At 68.1% G+C, this 22,593-nt stretch carries 17 protein-coding genes; 10 read left to right on the top strand and 7 right to left on the bottom strand.

Annotated elements, in window-relative coordinates:
• The first annotated feature begins 155 nt into the window (after positions 1 to 155).
• Entirely contained in the window at positions 156 to 1,379 is a 1,224-nt protein-coding gene (locus tag ACIBL3_RS20460; protein ID WP_396354997.1) for a ricin-type beta-trefoil lectin domain protein, read from the top strand.
• A gap of 95 nt (positions 1,380 to 1,474) precedes the next feature.
• Here the strand turns inward: ACIBL3_RS20460 and ACIBL3_RS20455 are convergent, their stop codons facing one another.
• Positions 1,475 to 2,668 (bottom strand): ROK family protein, encoded by a 1,194-nt coding sequence (locus ACIBL3_RS20455; protein ID WP_396354996.1) that lies wholly within the window; start codon positions 2,666 to 2,668, stop codon positions 1,475 to 1,477.
• Positions 2,669 to 2,900: 232 nt separating this feature from the next.
• Between ACIBL3_RS20455 and ACIBL3_RS20450 the strand changes: the two genes are divergently transcribed.
• From ACIBL3_RS20450 to ACIBL3_RS20410, 9 genes are all read left to right on the top strand, one after another.
• Entirely contained in the window at positions 2,901 to 3,950 is a 1,050-nt protein-coding gene (locus ACIBL3_RS20450) for a LacI family DNA-binding transcriptional regulator (protein ID WP_396354995.1), read from the top strand.
• A 181-nt stretch (positions 3,951 to 4,131) separates the two neighbouring features.
• Complete coding sequence (locus ACIBL3_RS20445; RefSeq protein WP_396354994.1) at positions 4,132 to 5,814, top strand: ABC transporter substrate-binding protein; 1,683 nt, start codon at positions 4,132 to 4,134, stop codon at positions 5,812 to 5,814.
• Between the two features lie 88 nt (positions 5,815 to 5,902).
• Positions 5,903 to 6,940, top strand: a complete 1,038-nt coding sequence (locus tag ACIBL3_RS20440; RefSeq protein WP_396354993.1) for an ABC transporter ATP-binding protein — start codon at positions 5,903 to 5,905, stop codon at positions 6,938 to 6,940.
• Entirely contained in the window at positions 6,937 to 7,917 is a 981-nt protein-coding gene (locus tag ACIBL3_RS20435; protein WP_396354992.1) for an ABC transporter permease, read from the top strand. Before ACIBL3_RS20440 ends, ACIBL3_RS20435 begins: the two co-directional genes overlap by 4 nt.
• A gap of 1 nt (position 7,918) precedes the next feature.
• Positions 7,919 to 8,947: an ABC transporter permease gene (locus ACIBL3_RS20430; protein WP_396354991.1), complete on the top strand. Its 1,029-nt coding sequence runs from the start codon at positions 7,919 to 7,921 to the stop codon at positions 8,945 to 8,947.
• A complete protein-coding gene (locus tag ACIBL3_RS20425; protein ID WP_396354990.1) occupies positions 8,944 to 9,948 on the top strand; it encodes an ABC transporter ATP-binding protein in 1,005 nt (334 codons plus the stop codon). The genes ACIBL3_RS20430 and ACIBL3_RS20425 overlap by 4 nt, the downstream gene beginning before the upstream one ends.
• Before the next feature lie 10 nt (positions 9,949 to 9,958).
• The gene (locus ACIBL3_RS20420; protein WP_396354989.1) at positions 9,959 to 11,356 is read left to right on the top strand and encodes a GH1 family beta-glucosidase; all 1,398 of its coding nucleotides are present in this window, start codon (positions 9,959 to 9,961) and stop codon (positions 11,354 to 11,356) included.
• Between the two features lie 217 nt (positions 11,357 to 11,573).
• The gene (locus ACIBL3_RS20415; RefSeq protein ID WP_396354988.1) at positions 11,574 to 12,746 is read left to right on the top strand and encodes an NAD(P)/FAD-dependent oxidoreductase; all 1,173 of its coding nucleotides are present in this window, start codon (positions 11,574 to 11,576) and stop codon (positions 12,744 to 12,746) included.
• 13 nt (positions 12,747 to 12,759) lie between these two features.
• Positions 12,760 to 13,326, top strand: a complete 567-nt coding sequence (locus tag ACIBL3_RS20410; protein ID WP_396354987.1) for an OsmC family protein — start codon at positions 12,760 to 12,762, stop codon at positions 13,324 to 13,326.
• On the opposite strand, the gene ACIBL3_RS20405 is transcribed toward ACIBL3_RS20410, so the two are convergent.
• From ACIBL3_RS20405 to ACIBL3_RS20380, 6 genes are all read right to left on the bottom strand, one after another.
• The gene (locus ACIBL3_RS20405) at positions 13,327 to 14,862 is read right to left on the bottom strand and encodes an alpha/beta fold hydrolase (protein WP_396354986.1); all 1,536 of its coding nucleotides are present in this window, start codon (positions 14,860 to 14,862) and stop codon (positions 13,327 to 13,329) included.
• A 21-nt stretch (positions 14,863 to 14,883) separates the two neighbouring features.
• The gene (locus ACIBL3_RS20400) at positions 14,884 to 16,545 is read right to left on the bottom strand and encodes a bifunctional metallophosphatase/5'-nucleotidase (RefSeq protein ID WP_396355248.1); all 1,662 of its coding nucleotides are present in this window, start codon (positions 16,543 to 16,545) and stop codon (positions 14,884 to 14,886) included.
• A gap of 254 nt (positions 16,546 to 16,799) precedes the next feature.
• Complete coding sequence (locus tag ACIBL3_RS20395) at positions 16,800 to 18,872, bottom strand: NPCBM/NEW2 domain-containing protein (RefSeq protein WP_396354985.1); 2,073 nt, start codon at positions 18,870 to 18,872, stop codon at positions 16,800 to 16,802.
• Positions 18,873 to 18,904: 32 nt separating this feature from the next.
• Positions 18,905 to 20,887: an alpha-galactosidase gene (locus ACIBL3_RS20390; RefSeq protein WP_396354984.1), complete on the bottom strand. Its 1,983-nt coding sequence runs from the start codon at positions 20,885 to 20,887 to the stop codon at positions 18,905 to 18,907.
• On the bottom strand, positions 20,884 to 21,705 hold the full coding sequence (locus tag ACIBL3_RS20385) for a carbohydrate ABC transporter permease (RefSeq protein ID WP_396354983.1): 822 nt from the start codon (positions 21,703 to 21,705) through the stop codon (positions 20,884 to 20,886). Before ACIBL3_RS20385 ends, ACIBL3_RS20390 begins: the two co-directional genes overlap by 4 nt.
• Entirely contained in the window at positions 21,702 to 22,556 is an 855-nt protein-coding gene (locus ACIBL3_RS20380) for a carbohydrate ABC transporter permease (protein WP_396354982.1), read from the bottom strand. The genes ACIBL3_RS20385 and ACIBL3_RS20380 overlap by 4 nt, the downstream gene beginning before the upstream one ends.
• Between the last annotated feature and the right edge of the window lie 37 nt (positions 22,557 to 22,593).

Below are 22,593 nucleotides of genomic sequence, written 5' to 3'. Positions count from 1 at the left end.
AGCACGAGGTAACCATCCGTATATGGGTGTGTCAACGCCGAAACCGAACTTTTTTCACGTCTTTTATTTAGTCCCGACCTTGACGTGAAAGCGTTCTCACAGCAAGATCCGGCCGAGCCCTGACTCCCGACCGCCCCCGCGAGAAATGAGGCATCATGAAGCGTTCCCGCATCACGGCGCTCGTCGCCCTCGGTGCCGCGCTGGTCGGCGCCGCACTGCTCCAGTCCCCCGCCAACGCCGATCCCCAGGCGGCCGCCGCACCGACGGCGACGATCTGGGAGGACAATTTCGACGGTCCCGCCGGCCAGGCGCCCGACCAGTCGAAGTGGCGGTACGACATCGGCGGCTCCGGCTGGGGCAACAACGAACGCCAGTACTACACCAACAGCACCCGCAACTCCGCGCTCGACGGCAACGGCAACCTGGTGATCACCGCGCGCCGCGAGAGCGGCGGCCACCAGTGCCACTACGGCACCTGCGAGTACACGTCGGCCCGGTTGCTCACCGCGCAGACCTTCACCCAGACGTACGGCCGGTTCGAGGCCCGGATCAAGATCCCCAGGACGCAAGGGATCTGGCCCGCGTTCTGGATGCTCGGCGGCGGCAACTGGCCGAACGACGGCGAGATCGACATCATGGAGAACATCGGCCGCGAGCCCGCGACCGTGCACGGCACGATCCACGGCCCGGGCTACGCCGGCGCCGGCGGGATCGGGGCCGCGTACAACCATCCGAACGGGTGGGCGTTCGCCGACGACTTCCACACCTTCCGGGTCGACTGGGCGCCGGACTCGATCACCTGGTTCGTCGACGGCGTGCAGTACCAGCGCCGGACGCCGGCCGACCTGAACGGAAACCAGTGGGTCTTCAACCACCCGTTCTTCATGATCATGAACGTCGCGGTCGGCGGGAACTGGCCCGGTTACCCCGACGGTACGACGGTTCTGCCGCAGACGATGACCATCGACTACGTCCGCGTCTCCACGCTCGGCAGCAGCTCAGGTGGCACGCCGATCACCGGCCTGGCCGGCAAGTGCGTCGATGTCGCCGCCGCCAACACCGCGGACGGTACGCCGGTCCAGCTCTACGACTGCAACGGCACCAACGCCCAGCAGTGGAGCCGTCCCGGTGACGGCACCATCCGGGCCCTGGGCAAGTGCCTCGACGTGAGCGCCGGATCCGTTGCCGACGGCGCCAAAGTGCAGCTCTGGACCTGCAACGGCACCGGCGCCCAGCAATGGGTCTACACCTCCGGCCGGGACCTGGTGAACCCACAGGCGAACAAGTGTCTCGATGTCACCGGCAACAACTCGGCCAACGCAACACCGCTGCAGACCTGGACCTGCACCGGCGCAGCCAACCAGAAGTGGACCGTCTAGCCCCTCCGATGGGTTGACCCACCGGAAGATGGGTTGGCCTACCGAAATCCGGGTCGGAAACCCGCACCCGGGTGGGTCAGCCCACCAGCGGGGAGCTAGCTTCGCGGGGGTACGACGCCGCCGTCGCGTAGCAGGCGGAGGACCGGCAGGGTCGCGGCGCCCAGGGCGACCGCGTCCCTGCCGAGTTCGCAGAGCTCGATCGACACCTGCGAGTACGGCTGCCGCAACGCGTGCTCACCAACGGCTGCGCGCAGGTCGTCCAAGTACCGCTCCCCCAGCAACAGTCCGGCCCATCCGCCGAGCACGATCCGCTCCGGGTTGACCAGGTTCACCAGATTCGCGACGCCCGCGGCGAGGTACCCGACCGTCTCGTCCACGATCCTTGCCGCGACCTCCGACGTACCGACGGCGTCGAGCAGCTCGACGAAGGCTGCCTCCTCATCGGTGGCCGAGACGGTTCCACCGGCCTCCCGGTACCGCTCGAGCACGGCCTCGGCGCCGGCGTACGCTTCCAGGCAGCCGAGCGCTCCACACCGGCACTGGCGACCGCCGTACGCGATCGTCATGTGGCCCCATTCGCCTGCACTGGAACGGGTTCCGCGATAACTGGAGCCGTCGGCAACCAACGCCGCGCCGACACCGGAGCCGACCAACGCCACCACCGCGTCCGTCGCTCCCCGGCCGGCGCCGAACCACATCTCTGCCTTGCCCAGCATGTTCGCCCCGTTGTCCACCTGGATCGGGATCTCGGTGCCCTCGGCAATCAGCTCCCGCAGCGGTACGGCGTCCCAGCCCAACGTCTGCGCATCGACGACGGCGTTCCCCTCGACCACGCCGGCGACCCCGATCCCGACTCCCAGGATCAGGTCGGACCGTACGCCGGACGCGGCGATGACCGTCGAAATCCCTTCCAGCACGTGCTTCACGACCACTGACGGCTGCGGTGCGTCGATCGGATAGTCGGCACTCGCGAGCACGTTCATCGCGAGGTCGAACAACTCGACCTTGACCCGGGTCTCGCCGACCTCGGCGCCCACGACGTACCGGAACGTCGGAGCGACCCGCAGCAGGACACGCGGCCGGCCACCTTCGGAGTCGACCGACCCGGCTTCCTCGACCACGCCCTCGGCGATCAGCTCGCTGACCAGGTTGCTCACGCTCGCGGCGCTCAGCGAGGTGCGGTGCCCCAGCTCGTGCCGGCTGAGCGGGCCCTCCCGGTAGATGGTCGTCAGCAGCGCCGCCCGGTTGGACCGCCGCATGTCGCGCACAGTGGTCCGCCGTACATCCATGCCGTCTACCCCTACCTGGTCCGGCCTCAGCCAGGCCGCTCACGCGAAGTTCATCACGGCGCACCGGCAGCCCGGAAGACGGGCTTCATCCAGGTCGTGAACTAAGACCTGTTTCGTTACCGTCCCGTGATTGACGGTGACCGACCCCCTCGGATTCACTCTACGGAACCGCTTCCGAAACCGGTTCCGGCCGATCAGGCCGGGGCCCATCCCGCCCGAGGGGAGCAGTGCCTTGTCGATCACGATCGCCGATGTCGCAGCGCGTGCCGGCGTCAGCAAGACGACCGTCTCGCGCGTCCTCAACGGCAAGGGTGAGCTCGATCTGCGCACCGCCGAGCGGGTCCGCCAGGTGATCGCCGAGCTCGGTTACGTGCCGAGCGCCCGCGCCGTCGGCCTGGCCCGCGGCCGGACCCGGATCGTCGGCATGCTGGTCCCGTCGCTGACCTGGCCGTGGATGGGCGAGGTCCTGCAGGGCGCCGTCGACGTGGTCGAGAGCGAGGGGTACGGGCTGCTGCTCTTCACCTTCAACCGGGGTGAGGAGTCGATGCACCAGTTCGCCTCCCAGGTCTCGGCCCAGTCGTTCGACGGCCTGCTGGTGATCGAGCCCGAGGGCACACTCACCTACATCGAGCAACTGCATGCGCGCGGCCTGCCCGTCGTACTGATCGACGACCGGGCCAAGCGGCCGCAGTTCCCGTCCGTCGCCACCACCAACCGGGCCGGCGGCGAGTCGGCGGCCCGGCACCTGATCGAGCTCGGCCGGCACAAGCCGCTGGTGATCACCGGTGTCGAGCGGTTCGGCTGCACGCACGAACGCCTGGACGGCTTCCGCGACACCTACGCCGAAGCCGGGATCGAGCTCGACCAGCGGCTCGTGTTCGAAGGCGACTTCACCCACGAGAGCGGCCGCCGCGGCGTCCAGCAGGCCCTGGACCAGAAACTCGAGTTCGACGCGATCTTCGCCCACAACGACCTGTCCGCCGGCGGCGCCATCCAGGCCGTCCGGGAGGCCGGGCGGAACGTGCCGGACGACGTCTCGGTGGTCGGGTTCGACGACATCCCGTACGCCGAGCACACCGAGCCCCCGCTGACCACGGTGCATCAGCCGATGCGCCAGATGGGCCAGGCGGCGGCCCGGATGCTGATGGGGTACTTCGGCGGCACTCCGCTGCCCGAGGACCCGCAAGTGCTGCCGACCACGCTGGTGGTCCGCAGCTCAACCGCCCCGAAGAAGTCACCGTCGAGATCGCCGAAACCCGCCCCGAGACACCGGCGTTCCTGAGACTCCGGCGGCGGGGCAGCTGCCCCTGTCCCGCCGCCGGCGCACCCCCGAGATCGATCCGTTAAGGCGTTCGCTCTTCCCATGAGAGCGTTCTCACGCCACGATGCACTCGCTCACGCGGCTCAGGCGTGAGCCAGTCAAAGAAGCAACACAGCCGCCAACAGATGCACAGGAGGAACCGATGCGAGCACGACGGACAGTCGCGCTGGCCCTGACGGGCCTGCTCGCGGCAGCCACGCTGGCTGCCTGCAGTAGCGGGGACGGGAGCACCACGACCAGCGGATCCGGCAGCGCCGCGACGGTGCTGAACGTCGGGATGCCGAACGGCCCGCAGACCGAGAACCACAACCCGTTCCTCGGCTCCTCCTCGGGTGCCTCGCTGGGGTACCGGTGGATGATCTTCGAGCCGCTGGTGATGATCAACGGCATCAAGCCGACCGAGCCGGGCAAGCCCTGGCTGGCGACCGAATGGAAGTGGGCCGACAACTTCACCAAGCTGTCGCTGACCATCCGCGACGGCGTGAAGTTCTCCGACGGCAAGCCGATGACCGCCGACGACGTCGCGTACTCCTTCCAGCTCCGTAAGGACAACGAGGGGCTGAACTCCGACGCCATCCCGTACGGCACGATCACGGCGTCCGGCAACAAGGTCGACCTGACCTTCACCCGGTCCCAGTTCGTCAACCAGAACAAGATCCTGACCGTCTTCGTCGTACCGAAGCACCAGTGGTCGACGCTCAAGGACCCGAGCCAGGACACGCTGAAGAGCCCGGTCGGCACCGGCCCGTACACGGTGAAGTCCTTCACCCCGCAGACGACCACGCTGACGGTGCGCGACTCGTATTGGCAGGACCTGCCGAAGGTGAAGGAACTGCGGTACACGTCGTACAACGACAACAACGCTCAGACCACCGCGCTGGCCAACGGCGCGTCGGAGTGGAGCTTCGTCTTCGTCCCGAACGTGAAGGCCGTCTACCAGGACAAGGACCCCGAGCACCACAAGCTGTGGTTCCCGGCGAACCTCGGCATCCACGGTCTGTGGATCAACACCACCCGGAAGCCGTTCGACAACCCGGCGCTGCGGCGGGCGATGGACAAGGTGATCAACCGCGACGACATCTTCATGCAGGGTGAGGCGGGCTACTTCTACCCGAAGGTCGAGTCGATCACCGGTATCCCGACGCCGGCCGGTGAGTCGTTCATCGCGCCGGAGTTCAAGGACAAGTTGCACTCCGTCGACGTCGAGGCTGCGAAGAAGGAGCTGGCCGACGCCGGCTTCAAGCTCGAGGGCGACGTACTCAAGGACCCGACCGGCAAGCCGGTGACGATCACGCTGACCGACCCGGCCGGCTGGTCGGACTACATCACCGACCTGGAGATCATCAAGGACAACCTGTCCACGATCGGGATCAAGGCGACCGTCGACAAGGCCAACCAGGACGCCTGGTTCAAGGCCTTCGACGAGGGCAACTTCGACGCCGGGATGCACTGGACCAACGGCGGCGCGACGCCGTACGACATCTACCAGAACATCATGGACGGCAAGATCCTCAAGCCGGTCGGCAAGGGCGGTGTGAGCGGCAACTACGGCCGGTTCAACAGCCCGGACGCGACCAAAGCGCTGGACCAGTACGCCAACGCCACCGACGACGCGACCAGGACCGCGGCGCTGAACACGCTGCAGAAGATCATGGTCGAGCAGATGCCGGTCGTGCCGACTTCGGCCTCGAACGTCGGCGGTCTCTACAGCACCAAGAACTGGGAGGGCTGGCCGGACGAGCAGAACCAGTACGCGCCTGCCCAGCCGACCCAGCAGAACGCGCTGCAGATCGTCCTGAACCTGAAGCCTGCCGGCGCCCAGTGACGCCGAACCGCGACGCCGGGGCCGTCCCCGGCGTCGCGGTGCCCTGCTACCACACCCGGCGAGCGGAGCGAGCCGTGATTGGAGTTTCATGACGGTCACCGACTCTGAGGTGGTCCTCGAGGCCGAAGGCCTCACCAAGCATTTCCCGGTACGGCGGGGAGTCCGCGACCTGCTCACCAAGGAGCGCAAGGTCGTGCACGCGGTCGACGACATCCGGCTCACGTTGCGCCGGGGCCGGGTCACCGCGCTCGTCGGTGAGTCCGGTTCGGGCAAGTCGACCGTCGCCCGTCTGCTGGCTCAGTTGTACGCACGGTCGGCGGGAGACATCCGGCTGCACGGCGAGACCGTCACGGTGAAGGGCGGCCGTAAGTTCCGCGCGTACTGCCGCCGGGTGCAGATGATCTTCCAGGACCCGTTCGCGTCGCTGAACCCGACGCACACCGTGCGGTACCACCTGACGCGCTCGCTGAAGATCCACGGCCGGGCTGGTGAGTCGGCCGCCGAACTCGAGCAGAACCTGCGCGACCTGCTGCTCCGCGTGCAGCTCACTCCCCCGGAGCGCTACCTGGACAAGTTCCCGCACGAGCTCTCCGGCGGTCAGCGCCAGCGGGTGTCGATCGCCCGTGCCCTCGGCGCCGACCCGGAAGCGCTGCTCGCCGACGAGCCGGTGTCGATGCTCGACGTCTCCATCCGGCTCGGCGTACTGAACCTCCTGCGGGACCTGAAGGAACGGCTCAACCTGGCGATCCTCTACATCACCCACGACATCGCGTCGGCCCGGTACTTCGCCGACGAGACGCTGGTGATGTACGCCGGCCGGATGGTAGAGGGCGGTGACTCCGAGACCGTCACGCAGAGCCCGGCGCACCCGTATACGCGGCTGCTGATCGAGAGCGCGCCGGATCCGGACCGGCTCGACCGCGTCGGCGATCTCCAGTCCGAGGAAGATCGGGGCAGCGGCGAGCCGCCCAGCCTGATCGCCCCGCCGACAGGCTGCCGCTTCCACCCGCGCTGCGTGCACGCGATGCCGAAGTGCTCGACGGACCTTCCGCCTCGCTTCGACCTGCCCACGAATCACGGCCATTGGGCGGCGTGCTGGCTGTACGAGGAAGGAGCGGCGAAGTGAAGTTCCTGCTGCAACGCGTCGCCTTCTACCTGTTCACCGCGTGGGCCGCGCTGACCATCAACTTCTTCATCCCGCGGATGATCCCTGGCGACCCGGTCACCTCGCTGATCAACAAGTTCCAGGGGCAGATGAGCACCGAGGCGATCAACTCGCTCTACGTGCTGTTCGGCCTGGACAACGACGCCAGCCTCTGGAGCCAGTACGTCGACTACTGGGGCCAGGTGTTCCGCGGCGACCTCGGGTTGTCGTTCACCTTCTTCCCGACGCCGGTCGCCGACATCCTGAACCAGAGCCTGCCGTGGACGATCGCGCTGGTCGGCATCACCACGTTCGCCAGCTTCATGATCGGTACGTCGCTCGGCGTGCTGGCCGGCTGGCGCCGCGGCTCCTGGCTGGACGGGCTGTTGCCGGTGACAACCTTTCTGTCGTCGATCCCGTACTTCTGGCTCGGCCTGCTGGCGATCACCCTGCTGGCGGGCCCGGGCAGCATCTTCCCGTCGTCCGGCGGCTACGAGCCCGGTCTGGTGCCGTCCTGGAACGGCGAGTTCATCGGCAGCGCGATCCAGCACAGCCTGCTCCCGGCGGTCACGATCCTGATCTCGTCGGTGAGCGGCTGGATCCTGAGCATGCGGAACATGATGGTCACGGTAGCCTCCGAGGACTACATCACCGTCGCGCACGCCAAGGGCCTGCCCGAGCGCCGGGTGATGGTCAGCTACGCCGCCCGCAATGCGCTGCTGCCGAACGTCTCCGGCTTCGCGCTGTCGCTCGGCTTCATCGTCGGCGGCACGCTGCTGGTCGAGATCGTCTTCTCCTACCCGGGCATCGGCTACAACCTCTTCCAGGCGGTCGGCGCCAAGGACTACCCGCTGATGCAGGGCATCTTCCTCGTCATCACGCTGTCCGTCCTGGTCGCCAACCTGATGGCCGACATCGCCTACCTGCTGCTCGACCCGCGTACCCGGAAGGAGGGCTGACGTGTCCGCACCAGCCAGCACCATCACCGCGGTCACTCCGGAAGGTCCCGAGGTCGCGGCCGCGCCGGCCAAACGCCGCCGGCTGCGGTTCGTTGCCAACCCGAAGGCCGCGACCGGCCTGATCGTGCTCGCCTTCTTCTGCGTGATCGCGATCATCGGGCCGTGGATCGCGCCGTACGACCCGTCCGCGCGCAGCAGCGACCTGATCCAGCCGCCGTCGGGCAAGCACTGGTTCGGTACGACGCACCTCGGCCAGGACATCTTCAGCCAGGTGCTCGTCGGCACCCGCGGCGTGATGTTCGTCGGCCTGCTGGCCGGCATCGTCGCGACCGCGCTGTCGGTGCTGATCGGGGTCAGCGCCGGCTTCCTCGGCGGCGCCGCGGACGAGAGCCTGTCGGCGTTGTCGAACGTCTTCCTGGTCATCCCGGCGCTGCCGCTGATCATCATCGTCGCCTCGACGATCCCTTCGGCCGGCGATCTCATGGTTGCCTTGGTCATCGGTTTCACCTCGTGGGCGTGGGGCGCGCGAGTGCTCCGGGCACAGACGTTGTCGTTGCGGCGTCGCGACTACGTCGAGGCCGCGCGGGCAACCGGTGAGAGCACCTGGCGGATCATCACCGCCGAGATCATGCCGAACCTGACCGCGATCATCGCCTCCGGTTTCGTCGGCACGGTGATCTTCGCGGTGATGTCCGAGATCACGCTGGCGTTCATCGGCATCTCGACCATCTCGGAGTGGAACTGGGGCACGATCCTGTTCTGGGCGCAGAGCCAGCAGGCACTGGCCCAGGGCGCCTGGTGGTGGTTCGTCCCGGCCGGTCTCGCGATCGCGGTGCTCGGTACGGCGCTGTCGCTGATCAACTTCGGGATCGACGAGTTCGTCAGCCCGCGGTTGCGCAGCAGCGGGCACACCCGGGTGAAGACGAAGGACGGTCACTCGGTCCGGATGCGGGTCGGCTTCACGCCGGTCCTCGGATCCAAGGCCGGTCCTGCGACCCCCGTCGTACGGCGCAAGGAGGAAGCCGCATGAAGGAGCCGGTGCTGGAAATCAAGGACTTCTGCGTCGACTATGGACTCGGCGACCAGGCGGTGCAGGCGGTCCGCGACGTCACGCTGACGCTGCATCGCGGTGAAGTGCTCGGGCTCGCGGGCGAGAGCGGCAGCGGGAAGTCGACGCTCGCGTACGGCGTGACGCGGTTGCTGCCGCCGCCGGGTGTGATCAGCGGCGGCTCGGTCGTCTACCACCCGCCGAGCGGTGATGCGTACGACGTGATGGCGCTGACGGACCCGGAGTTGCGGGCGTTCCGGTGGGCCGAGACGTCGATCGTGTTCCAGGGCGCGATGAACTCGCTCAACCCGGTGCACAAGGTCTCGACCCAGATGCTCGACGTCATCAAGGCGCACGAGCCCGGGCTGACGCCGCAGGCACGGACCGCGCGGGCTGCGCAGATGCTGAAACTGGTCGGGATCTCGGCGGACCGGATGGACGCCTACCCACACCAGTTGTCCGGCGGTATGCGGCAGCGGGTGATGATCGGGATGGCGCTCGTCCTCGAACCGCAGGTCGTGATCATGGACGAGCCGACCACCGCCCTCGACGTGGTGATGCAGCGGCAGATCCTCGCCCAACTGGTCGAGCTTCGCGAGCGGCTCGGGTTCTCGGTGCTGTTCATCACCCACGACCTGTCGCTGCTGGTCGAGTTCTCCGACCGGATCGCGATCATGTACGGCGGCCGGATCGTGGAGGAAGCGCGGTCGGCGGATCTCTACAAGGACTCGCTGCATCCGTACAGCGAGGGCCTGCTGAAGTCGTTCCCGGCGCTGCGTGGTCCGCGGCGGGAGCTGGCCGGGATCCCGGGATCACCGCCGGACCTGCGCGGGATGCCGTCCGGCTGTTCGTTCCATCCCCGGTGCCCGCACGCGTTCGACCGGTGCTCGGCGGAGATCCCGGTGTTGGGAATTCCGTCCGCACGCAACGATCCCAGCCGGTCCGTCGCCTGCTGGCTCCCTGGCCGCGTACCAACCTCCTGAAAGGCTCTGCATGAGTACGACTTCTGTCTCGGGGGACGCCGAACTGATCGCGGGGCTGCCGGCCGGATTCCGGTGGGGTGTCGCGACGTCGGCGTACCAGATCGAGGGCGCTGTCGCCGTCGACGGGCGGACGCCTTCGATCTGGGACACCTTCTGCCGGGTGCCGGGTGCGATCGACAACGGCGACACCGGTGACATCGCCTGCGACCACTACCACCGGATGCCGGCCGACGTCGCCCTGATCAAGGACCTCGGCCTGGACACGTACCGGTTCTCGGTGGCGTGGCCGCGGGTCCAGCCGCACGGGAAGGGTCCGGTCAACCTGGCCGGCATCGACTTCTACGATCGGCTCGTCGACGAACTGCTTGCCCAAGGCATCGACCCGTGGGTGACGCTGTACCACTGGGACCTGCCGCAGGACCTGGAGGACGCGGGCGGCTGGCCGGCGCGCGACACGGCGTACCGGTTCGCGGACTACGCGATGCTCGTCTTCGACGCGTTGAGCGATCGCGTCGACACGTGGACCACGCTGAACGAACCGTGGTGCTCGGCGATGCTCGGTTACGCGTACGGCGCTCATGCGCCGGGGCGACGTGAGTACCCGGCGGCGCTGGCCGCCGTACATCATTTGCTGCTCGGGCACGGTCTCGCGACGACCCGGATGCGGGAGGCGGCGCCGCGGAAGCTGGACATCGGGATCACGCTGAACGTGGCGACGGCGTACCCGGCTTCGGATGCCCAGCCCGACGTCGACGCCGCCCGGCGGGCGGACGGGATGGGGCGGCGGATCTACCTCGATCCGCTGGTGTTCGGGCGTTATCCCGCCGATGTGGTTGCGGATCTTGCTGCGGAGGGTGTCGAACTGCCGATTCTCGATGGCGACCTTGCGGTGATCGCTGCGCCGATCGACGTACTCGGGGTGAACTACTACTTCAGCCAGAAGTTCACGGGGTTCGGCGAGGACGGGCGCACGGTCGACGACGAGGGTCGGCCGGTCAGTCGGACCATCCCGCTCGACAAGCCGCGCACGGCGATGGATTGGGAGATCGTTCCCGAAGGTTTCACCGACCTGCTCGTCGGGATCGCCCGGGACTACCCGGGGTTGCCGATGGTCATCACCGAGAACGGGTCCGCCTTCGAAGACCATGCTGACTCGTCCGGCTTCGTGGACGACGCTGAACGGGTCGCCTACTTCACGTCACACCTGGCCGCTGTCGCCTCCGCGATCCAGCAGGGCGCGGACATCCGCGGGTACCTCGCGTGGTCCCTGCTGGACAACTTCGAATGGGCCTACGGGTACGCGAAACGCTTCGGCATCGTCCGAGTCGACTACGAAACCCAGACCCGAACCCCCAAAGCCAGCGCCCTCTACCTGAAAGCCCTCGCCCAACACCACCGCACGCAGTAGTCCCCCACGCTCACTCGACCACCCCCGGCGGGGTCCCGGCCACCCTGGTCGCGACCCCGCCGGTCTGAGAGCAACTGGAACCACAGAGCGTCGGGGGCGTGAATCGTCGGACGTCCGCGAATTGTGGAGGAATTGTGGAGACGGGACCTCCAATCGGTCTCCAAGTTTTGGGGGTCGTTCTGCCGCAGAGTCGGGGTATCGACGATGGGGGCGGGAGATGTACGACGTGGTGGTTGTGGGGGCGCGGTGTGCGGGGGCGGCGACGGGGATGTTGCTGGGGAGGATGGGCCACCGGGTTGTGATGGTGGACAAGGCGGGGCTGCCTAGCGACACCTTGTCGACGCATGGGCTGCTTCGGGGTGGGGTGGTGCAGTTGTCCCGCTGGGGACTGCTGGACTCCGTCCTGGCTAGTGGGACGCCGGCGGTCACAAAGGTGCGGTTCGAGCTGCCAGGTGAGACCAAGCTACGACGGATCAAGCCGCGCGACGGTGTGGATGTTCTGGTCGCGCCACGTCGCCAAATCCTCGACAGCCTGCTCGCCGACGCGGCGGTGGAGTCTGGCGCCGAGCTCCGCACGGGTGTGACGGCCACCGGTCTATTGCGAGGACGCGACGGACGAGTCACCGGCATCGTCGGCCACGACCGGGACGGCGATCGGATCGAGCTGCCCGCACGCATCGTCGTCGGCGCAGACGGTCGCCGCTCACGAATGGCGGAGTTCGTCAAAGCCACGACACTCGAGCACGACACCTCGCCCTGTGCGGTCTTCTTCACCTACGTGACCGGTCTGGCGCCGGACACCTACGAGTTCCACCTTGCGCCGGATGCGTTCGCCGGTGTCTTCCCGACGCACCACGACGAGGCCTGTGTCTGGCTGATCCGGCCGACTCCGCTGCTCGACCCGATCCGTACGGCGGGCTCCCGCCGTACCGAGGCTTTCGTCGAGCAACTCGAGCAACTGGTGCCCAGCCTGGGGACCCGGGTTCGCGCCGGTCGCATCACCGAACGACTGCGCGGAGCGGCCGACCTGCCGAACTACCTCCGCCAGGCCCACGGTCCCGGCTGGGCGCTCGTCGGCGACGCCGGCTACCACCGCGACCCGATCACCGGGCACGGCATCACCGATGCGTTCCGGGATGCCGAGCTGCTCGCGACGGCTGTCGACGCCGGACTCCGCGACCCGTCCACCGAGCGCGCGGCGATGTCGTCGTACCAGGAGACCCGGAACGCGATGGCGCGCGAGGTCCTCGACCTGACGCGCGCACTGACCGCCTTCCCAGCACCGGAACGCTTCGTCGAGCTGCAGGTCCAGCTCAGCGAAGTGCTCGAACGAGAGGCCGACCAGCTGGCCTCGTTTCCCGGCCACCAGGCCGTCAGCTCAGCAGCTTGAAGGGACAAGCATCATGACCACCACGACCGAGAACCATCGCAACGGCGTCGACACCGCGACCTTGTTCGCCACCCTCGACGCGGTCAAGGCGCAGCCCGCGCTCGCCCGCTTCCAGTTCCGCGCCACCAACCGGTGGATCAGCGGCACCCACAACCGCGGCACGATCACCGGGTTCTACGGCGCCGGGCAGGAGCACACCCACGCGGCCGCCTTCACGTTCGACGCCGACCACCCGCCGGTGCTGGTCGGTGGGGACAACGGCCCGACCCCGGCCGAGCACCTGCTGCTCGCGTTGGCCGCCTGCCTCACCAGTGGGCTGGCGAACATCGCCGCCGCCCGCGGCATCGACCTCGGGGAAGTCACCTCGACGGTCGAGGGCGACATCAACCTGCTCGGCATCCTCGGTCTCGACCCCGAGGTACGCAACGGGTACGAGGCGATCCGGGTCGTCTTCCACGTCAAGGGCGACGCGGCGGCGGAGAAGCTGGCCGCCCTGGTCGACCAGTCGCGCCGGCGCTCCGCGGTGTACGACGTGATCACGCACGGCGTCCCGGTGTCTATCGACGTCGCGACCGCCTGATCACACCCCGGTCGTTAAGGCCCGGAACACCGAGTCGGAGGGCTCTGTCGCAACCCCCGAGCCAGACAACAGGTCACGAACCCCCGGGGTGACCAACAGGGACCCCGGGGCAGCCTGGTCGGCGAGGCCGATCGCGACCTGTACGCCGTACGCGTCCAGCTCGACCGCGTCGCGGGGAACCTCCGCGATCGCGACCCCTAGCGCGTCAGCAGGATGCAGAAGGGCGAGTCCCGCACGCACGGCGGTGGCAGGACCGTCGAACAGCACGATCGCTCGCGCGCCCGGTCCTGAACACCGGCGCCCGCCGGCCGCGACCAGGCTCGAGACCAGGTCACCGGCTCCCGGCCCGGCGGGCGCGGCCACAGCAGCCAGCGCCGGCGGCCGGGCGGTCGTCTCCGGCAGATCGGCGAGGAACCGCTCGATCGGGTCGAGGATCTGATCCGGATACCCGGAAACGAAGTGGTCGTCGCCCTTGAGCAGTTCCAGCCGCGCGCCGGGAATGCGGTCGGCGATGAACTGAGCTCCACCGACCTCGATCAGCGCGTCACCGACCCGGTGCAGCACGAGCGTCGGAACGCGGATCGCCGGGAGCACATCCCGTACGTCCACGAGCGCATTCATGTCCAGCAGCGCCCGCACGGTGGACGGTGTCGCGGCCGCTCGCATGCGCTGTGCCCACCACCGCTGCATGGGTGCGTCGGCCGACGGACAGCGCCGCCGCATGTCCGCCTCCCAGTCCCACCCGTTCACGAGCTCATCGGTGTAGGCCCGCCACACTTCCTGGGTCTGCGCCCAGGGATAGCCCTCCGACGAGATCCGCTTGGCGTAGGCGCCGTACAGGACGAGCCCCGCGACCCGCTCGGGATGTGTCGCCGCGCAGAGGATCGCCATCGGACCACCCTCGGAGTACCCGACCAGCACCGCCCGCTGCGACCCGACCGCGTCCATCACCGCGAGTACGTCGTGCATCCGCGTCTCGAGGTCCGGCAGGCCGGACGGCCGGTCCGACATCCCGGTGCCGCGCTTGTCGAACCGGATCAACCGGCCCATCGTTCCCAGCCGGTGCAGGAAGTGGGCGTGCCGCGGATCGGCCCAGTCCAGTTCGAGGTGCGACACGAACCCGGAGATCAGCACCAGGTCGAGGTCGCCGCCGCCGGATACCTGGTACGCGATGTGCAAGCCGTCGCTGACGGTGTAGCGGACCGGCTCGGCCGCACGCGGCTCGGATGCGTCGACCGGCGCGACGAAACGGTAGCCGCGGCCGTGCAGGGTCCGGATCATCCGCTGACTGTGGCCGTCGTCGCCGAGCGCCCGCCGTACCTGCTTGATCCGGCTGGTGACGGCCGTCTCGCTCACGAAACGGCCGCCCCAGACACCGTCCATCAGTTCCTCTTTCGCGACCACCCGGTCACGGTGCGAGACCAGGTAGGCGAGGACGTCGAACGCCTGCGGCTCCAGCGGCACCGGAACTCCACCCCGGCGCACCTCGAACAACACCGGGTCGAACTCCAGATCTCCCCCGAACCCAAGCACCACACCTCGACTATGCCACCGCGGCTACCCCTTCTGAACCACTCGCGTGAGCGGCGCCGGGGTCAGTGTCTTGTGAGTCCTGAGGTACGACGCGAACGTCTCGTGGTCGGTGTTGTTGCGGACGGGGTCCGTGGCGACCTTGAAGGCGGCGTAGCCGTCCGCGCCGATCACGGTGTAGGCCAGCGCGGCGACCCGATAGGTCTTGGCCGGATCGAGTACGGCGCCGTCGATCTTGACGTCGGCCGGGTCGACTCGATCACCGACCGGGCGGCGGGCGTCGAAGGCGTAGCTGACGTTGCCTGAGACCGCGAGCGGTGCGAACTTCACCGTGCCGTCGGGCTGCGTCTGCCACTGCTGCTCGAGTACGGCGTCCAGTTGCGCACCGGTCAGGCTGACGGTCAGGACCGGGTTGCCGTACCCGTATGCCTCCCACGACTCCCCCAGCAGCACCCGGCCGTCCGCATCTCCGGGCTTGTTGCTGTTGGCAACCAGGAGATCGCCGCGGAGTGCGGTCGATCCGGTGGCGGGTTTGGCGGCGATGACACCGAGGTCGGCGTGGCCGTTCTGGCGGGCGGTCCAGAGGTGCACGTCAGCCGCGAGATCGGCGAAGGTGCTTTCGCCGACTGCGTTCGCCGTACGGGTGAAGTCGCCCGTGATGGTCGCGACCGGCTCGGCGTACTTGCGGTCGCCGGCCGCGGTCCAGTAGTCGACGATGCGCTGGATCTGCGGGTCGGGCGTGACGTCGCGAGTGACGGCGTGGTTGGTCGACGTCGTGCGGTCCCGCAGTACCTCGCCGGTCTTGGGGTCGAGCTGGACGTTGATCTCGTTGATCAGCCGGCCGTGGTTCGCCGCCTCGACGACCGGGCGCGGGTTGCCGGCCGGGTCCGGGATGCTGCAGTTGAACGCCGCGTGCCAGTGGCCGGTCACGATCGCGTCGATCTCCGGCGTCACCTTGCGGGCCAGGTCGATCGCGGGACCGCTCGGGTTGACGCAGTTGTCGTACGTCGCCGAGCCGTCGGTGCCGCCGTCGTGCATGTTGAGCACGATCGCCTTCACACCCCGCCGGGTCAGCTCGGCCGCCGCCCGGTTGGCGGACGCGAGCGGGTCGAGCGCCTTGAGCTCCGGCTGGTACGACGTGGAGCCGACCGGGGTGTCCGGGACGGTCAGGCCGATGAAGCCGACCGGGTACGCGCGACCGTGGTTGCGGACCCAGCGGATCGTATACGGCGCGACGATGGTCCGGCCCTTCGCGTCGACGATGTTGGCCGACTGGAAGCTGAAGTCGGCACCGTGGAAGCGGCGGCCGGTGGAGTCCGTGAAACAGCTGTCCACGCCGACCTCGCCGAAGCACTTGCCCTTGGCCATGTGGTCGACCAGGAAGCTCTTCGACACGTCGAGCTCGTGGTTCCCAACGGCGTCGAACTCGAGGCCGAGCGCGTTCAGCACCTCGACCGTCGGCTCGTCCGCATGCGAATCCACCTCGAACGGCCAGCCAGCGAAGCTGTCCCCGGTGGCGAAGAACACCGAGTTGCTGTGCCCGGCCCGGATCGTCTTCAGATGAGTCGCCAGGTACGCCGCTCCCCCGACAACCTGAGCCTTCCCGTCCGGCCCGGCGATCGTCCCCCCGTCCGCCGGCGAAGGCGGCCGCAAGTACCCATGAAAATCAGTAATAGAAACCAACTGCACAAGCACTTTCCGACAACATGAGACTGACCCAGAATGAACAACATGTCACCACCACACGGCGAGTCGCCAAACCCCGTAAGAATCTGACGACTTGGGAGTTGGGGGTACCGCTCGACAGGTAGTGCACCTCCGATACGCCGTACACGCCCCGGAGTTTGACGCTCAGGTGCACTGGTCGGCGCCCGGTACCTCCTGTCCGCCGGACCAGAGGGGCAGACCGGCGAGCGGCCTGCCCCTCTGAGCGCGGTTGCCGGCTAGCAGGTTGCCGTCGGGGCGGCCCAGTCGGCTCGGTCGTTGTAGCCGCCGTCGCCGGCGTCGCCGACGAAGAGGTCGAGGACGCGTACGCCGGTCAAGTCCACGTCGAACTGCTTCGGGGTGAAGCGGTCGACGACACCGCTGTCGAACAGCACCTTTCCGTCACCAATCACCTGGAACGTCGCCGTCCCGCCGTCCGGGCCGACGTTGCTGACGACGTCGTCGATCCCGACGGTCCCAGTCAGCCGCGCGCACGCCTTGCCCAGGTAGTAGCGCACGGTCGACGGCGAGGCCACGCCGATCCCGGTCTGGTACGTCGTGCCCAGCAGCTTGATCGGGTTGCCACCACCGACACTCTCGTCGATCGTCGGCGACATCCAGCCACTGGTCGCGCTGATCCAGTCGTGGTGCGACAGCGGGACCGTACCGTCCGGCGGCTCCGGCGCCACGATCACCGGCGACACGGTCGTCTGCCGCTGAACGCCGTACCCGAGGGTCTCGTACGACGTCGTCGCAGTGAGGCTCGCGGATCCGGCCGGGGCGCCGGCGGGGAGCTTCACGGTGAAGGCGAACGCCGCCTGCTGCCCGCTGGCGAGCAGGGCCGGGGCTTTGGTCAACGACTTCACGATCCACCCGGTGCCACCGGCAACCTTCACTGCAGGCTTGAACACCGGCAGCACGCCATCGTTGCGAACGGCAACCTGAACGGTCAGCTCGTCGCCACCGGCAACCACCGGCGCAACGCCCTCGGGCTGTCCGTCAGTCCCGACCTTCATCACCTGCGGAATGCCGGCGGTCACGTGCGGGATCCCCGGCAGACCAGTGGCGGGCTGCACGCGGAAGAGCGCCGTACCGTGCGCCGGGACCGCTGCGCTGATCGTGCCGGCGCTCTCGGTCACCGCGTTGGTCCACGCGTTCTTCAGGGTGAAGCGATCTCCGCTCAGGCCGACCGCGGCCGCCGTCGTCGTGATCGTCTTCGCGCTGTCGCCGCGGTTCAGCAGCACCACGGCCCGGCTGCCGTCCGCGAGCCGCTTGACCCACGTCTCCGTCGTACCCGCGGCACCGACACGGACCGCCTGAACCGCGGCCTTGTCCTGGTTGATCGCGATCACGTCGGGGTCGGTCAGGGTGGCGATCGTGGTCGCGCTCAGCTTGCGGACGTCGCTGCCGATGACGAGCGGTGCCGCGGCCACGGCCCAGAGGGTGAACTGGCTGCGGAACTCCTCGTCCGTCATGCCGAGCTCGGGTCCGAGGTAGTCGGGGTCGCTGAACGCACCCGGCTTGACCACCTCGGGGTGACGCGCGTTCGCGTCGTAGTTGCGCAGTACGTCCTTGAACTTGATGTCACCGAGGAAGCCGACGTCGGTGTACGTCCGCCACGACTGCGCGATCCCGGGCGCGTACGACCACGAGTTGATCGACTGCTGGGACTCGGGGTAGTTGCCCCAGTCCGGCGAGGTGACCGGGTTGCACAGGTTGAAGATCATCGGCCGCTTGCTGGCGTTGTTGCGCAGCGCCTGGGCGAACTCGGTGAACACCGTCTTCGGGTCGAGGTCGGCGGCGATGCCGCAGAGGTAGTCGACCTTCACCGCGTCGAACCCCCAGGCCGCGAACTGGTCCGCGTCCCGCTGGTAGTAACCACCGCTGCCGAGACCACACTTGCCCGGGATGTACGGACCGGCGTCGGTGTAGATGCCGGCCTTCAGGCCCTTGCTGTGGATGTAGTCGACGAGCGGCTTGAGCCCGTTGGGGAACTTGGCCGGGTTCGGCTGCAGGTCACCGGCCTCGCTCCGCGGTACGTCGGCCTGCCAGCCCCCGTCCAGCCACACGATGTCATAGCCGGCCTTCGCGAGCCCTCGGCTCACCATCGAGTCGGCCACCGACTTGACCGACTCCTCGGTGAAGTCGCCGGCGAGTCCGTAGTACGTGTTCCAGCCCATGTACGGCGTGGGGCTGAGTACGTCGGCCTGTGGCTGCGCCGTCGTCACGCCGGTCGCACCGGCTGACGTCGTGGTGGTGACGAGCGAGGCGCTCACCAGGGCCGCCGCAAGCAATGCGGATAGTCGCTTCATCTGTTGTCCTTTGCTGCCGTTGAGCGGAACGGTCAGTCGAGTGCTTCGACGACCAGGCAGTTCGAGTCGGCCGAGCCGTCCCAACGGACGCCGGCCTGCAGCAGATAGCTGCCCGGGTGGACCTCGTCTCCCACCCGGTAGTTCGTCGCGGGATCCAGCTGGACGAGCGGCACGCGGCGCGGCCTGGTCGGCAACGTCCCGCGCACGTTGCCGTCACCCGTCTCCCACAGAAACACCACCGACCGGTCGGCGCCGACGTACTGCAGGCCGGCGGTCAGCTGGTGAACGGTGCCGTTGACAACTACATCGCGGATCGACTTGTACTGTGCGATGTGGTGCTCGGCCGTCTTGAGCTGGTCGTCGGTCCACCGGGACAGGTCGGCGCCGATCCCGAGTACGCCGGACATCGCCACGTGGAACCGGAAGTCGAGCGACCGCTCCCGGCCGTCATGGGTGCCCACGGCATCGGTCACCCACGAGCTCATCAGGTGCGGCGCGTACCCGGTGCGGAACCCCCGCTGGATCCTGAGCCGATCCAGCGGGGCCGTGTTGTCACTTGGCCAGAGCGTATCGACCCGCGCGGCCATCCCGAGGTCGACCCGAGCGCCGCCGCCGGCGCAACCCTCGACGTACACCTGCGGATGCTCGGCCCGGAGCCGGTCGAGGATCGCGTACAGGTTGGCGACCACGCGACCGTCGACGTCGCGGCGCTGGTCGCCGGCGTCGAGGCGCGGGCGGTTCGCGTCCCACTTCAGGTAGGTGATGTCGTACGCCGACAACAGTTTGTCGAGCGTGTCCGAGATGAACTCGCGGACATCGTCCCGGCTCAGGTCGAGCAGGAGCTGGTTGCGGACCTGAAGCGGCTCGCGGCCCTCGGTGCGCAGGATCCACTCCGGATGCTCGGCGGCCAGCTTCGAACCTGGGCTGACCGACTCGGGCTCGATCCACAGCCCGAAGTCGAGGCCGAGGCCCTTCAACTGCGTGATGAACGTGTCGAGCCCGTTGGGGAACTTCGCCGGGTCTACGTCCCAGTCGCCGAGTCCGTGCCGGTCGTCGGTCCGCCCGGTGAACCAGCCGTCGTCGACGACGAACGTCTCCACGCCGATCGCGGCTGCCCGTTGCGCCAGCTCCAGTTGGTGTTCCGCGCGTACGTCGAACTCGGTGGCGAACCACGAGTTGTAGAGGACCTTCGGCGTACGGCGACGCGAGAAAGAGCGCTGGTAGTCGTGGAACACGCGCGCCAGGCCCTCTGGTCCTTCGGAGCTGTACGCCCCGACGGCCTTCGGTGACTCCCACGACTCCCCCGGGCCGAGCCTCAGCCCGAGCGTGGAGGGTGCACGACCAGCCTGGATCCGCGTCTGCCCGGTGGTGTCCACCTCGGCCGACATCTCCCACGACCCGGTCCACGCGAGTTGCACGCCGTACCCGTCGACCGCCAGGAACGGCGAGTAGGAGTGCCCGGTGATCCCCTGCTGACTCCCGATCGTGAACCGCCCACGCTCGAGGCTCACCTCCGCCTGCTGGAACTCGCTGTTCCACTCCCCCCACAGGTACCGAATCGGCCCCTGCGCCGGAATCACAAACCCCGCCGAATCATGCCGATGCAACGTGAGCCCGTCCGCACCGTCGTTGTGCATCGAAACCCACCGCTCCACCACATCCCCCACCATCCGGTAGTGCAACACCAACCACACCGATCGCAGTTCGTCCTTGAACTCCAGCTGCAACTCCCCGCCTTCACGCACACCGGCGAAGGTCGGGCGGAGTTCGTCGGAGCCGTCGGGGCCGGAGAGGATCAGGTCGACGGGGGCGCCGTACCGGACACCGCGCGCGGCGTATTCGAGGGGTTGGATGTCGGAGCGGGGGAGGAAGTGTTCGGTGCCTTCGGGGGCGAGGGTGGAGGGTCCTTCGGTGACGGCGTGCGGGCCCCAGGCAACCAGTTCGGCCCACCCGCCGTGGTCGGGTACGCCGACGACGTACGACGTACCCGGGCCGCGCAGCGTCCAGGTCCTCACTTGACGGCTCCGATCGCCAGGCCGCCGACGAAGTGCTTCTGGAAGCGGAGGAAGACCGCGACCGTCGGGATCGCGGCGATGACGGTTCCGGCCGCGATCACGTTCCAGGACGAGACGAACAGTCCCTGCAGACCGAGCAGCGCCGGCGTGACCGGCATCTTCTCGCCGGACCGGATCACGGTGATCGACCACAGCAGGTCGTTGAAGATCCAGGTGAACGACAGCGCACCGAGCGCCGCCAGCGCCGGCCGGGTCAGCGGCAGGATCACACTCGAGTAGATCTTCCCCGGTCCGGCGCCGTCGATCGTCGCCGCCTCCTGGATCTCCCGCGGCAGGTCCCGCATGAACCCGTGCAGCACGAACGTGTAGAACCCGAGCCCGAACCCGACGTGGACGGCGATGAGTGCGACGAGCGTGTCGTAGTACCCGATCAGCTCCACGAACCGGGAAATCGGGATCAGCAGGATCTGCGGCGGCAGCAGGTTGCCCATCAGCATCAGCAACAACACCGTCCGCCGGAACGGGATGCTGTACCGCGCCAGTCCGTACGCCGCGATCGACGCCAGCCCGAGACTCAGGATCACCGCCGGGATCGTCACCAGCAAGCTGTTGATCAGCGCCCGGAACTCGTCCGCGTCCTCCCACGCCGACTTGTACGTCGAGAACGTGAACGAGTGCGGCAGTGAGCCGAGCCCGTTCGCCGCGACGTCGTCGAAGCTGCGGAACGAGATCACGATCACCCACAGGATCGGCGCGACCCACAGGAACGAGATCAACCCCATCGCCAGGTGGTAGCCGGACGTCTTGAGGCGGTTCATGTCTCCTCCCGGAAGGCGCGGATCAGGTAGCCGAGGATGACGGCGAGGGCGAGCAGGAAGATGACCACGGCCAGCGCGGACGCGTAGCCGAGCTGGGTGGACTGGAACGCGGTCGAGTACATGTAGGTGCTGAGCAGCTCCGACGAGTGGTACGGACCGCCCTTCGTCATCGACCAGACGATGTCGAAGGATCTCAGCGAGTCGATCACGATCACCGAGAGGACGACGGAGTTCACGCCCTTGAGCTGCGGGATCGTCACGTACCGGGTCCGCTGCCAGGCCGAGGCACCGTCAACCTTCGCGGCTTCGTAGAGCGCGGGGTCGACCGCCTTGAGGCCGGCCAGGTACAGCACCATCACGTAGCCGATCTGACGCCACAGCGCCGGCACGATGACGGCGTACAGCGCGGTGTCGGGGTCGGCGAGCCACGGGCGGATGAAGTCACCGAGGCCGATCGTGCGCAGGATCGTGTCGACCAGGCCATCGGGCTGGTAGAAGACGCGCCAGATCAGCGCGGTGACGACGAGCGAGAAGACGACCGGGGTGAAGAGCGCGGCGCGATAGATGCCGACGCCGCGACGCTCCCGCTGCAGCAGCAACGCCATCCCGAACCCGCCGATCACACTCAGCCCACCGAACAGCACGAGCCAGATCGCGGTGTTCTTCAACGCCGTCCGGAAGATCGGGTCCGACACCATGTCGGCGAAGTTCCCGAACCCCACGAACGTCGGCGCCGACAGCCCGTCCCAGTTCGTCAACGCCAGCCAGAATCCTTGCAGCGCGGGCCAGAACACCCACACCGCTTCCACCGCGAACGGCACGAACACGAAGACCAGGATCAACGGCGACACCCGTCGAGGCCTGGTACGGCGTCGGGAGGGAGCCGCC

The organism is Kribbella sp. NPDC050124, assembly GCF_044460355.1.
Lineage (GTDB): Bacteria > Actinomycetota > Actinomycetes > Propionibacteriales > Kribbellaceae > Kribbella.
The sequence above is the reverse complement of the archived record's forward strand: the minus strand, read 5'-3'. Positions and strand labels throughout refer to the sequence as shown.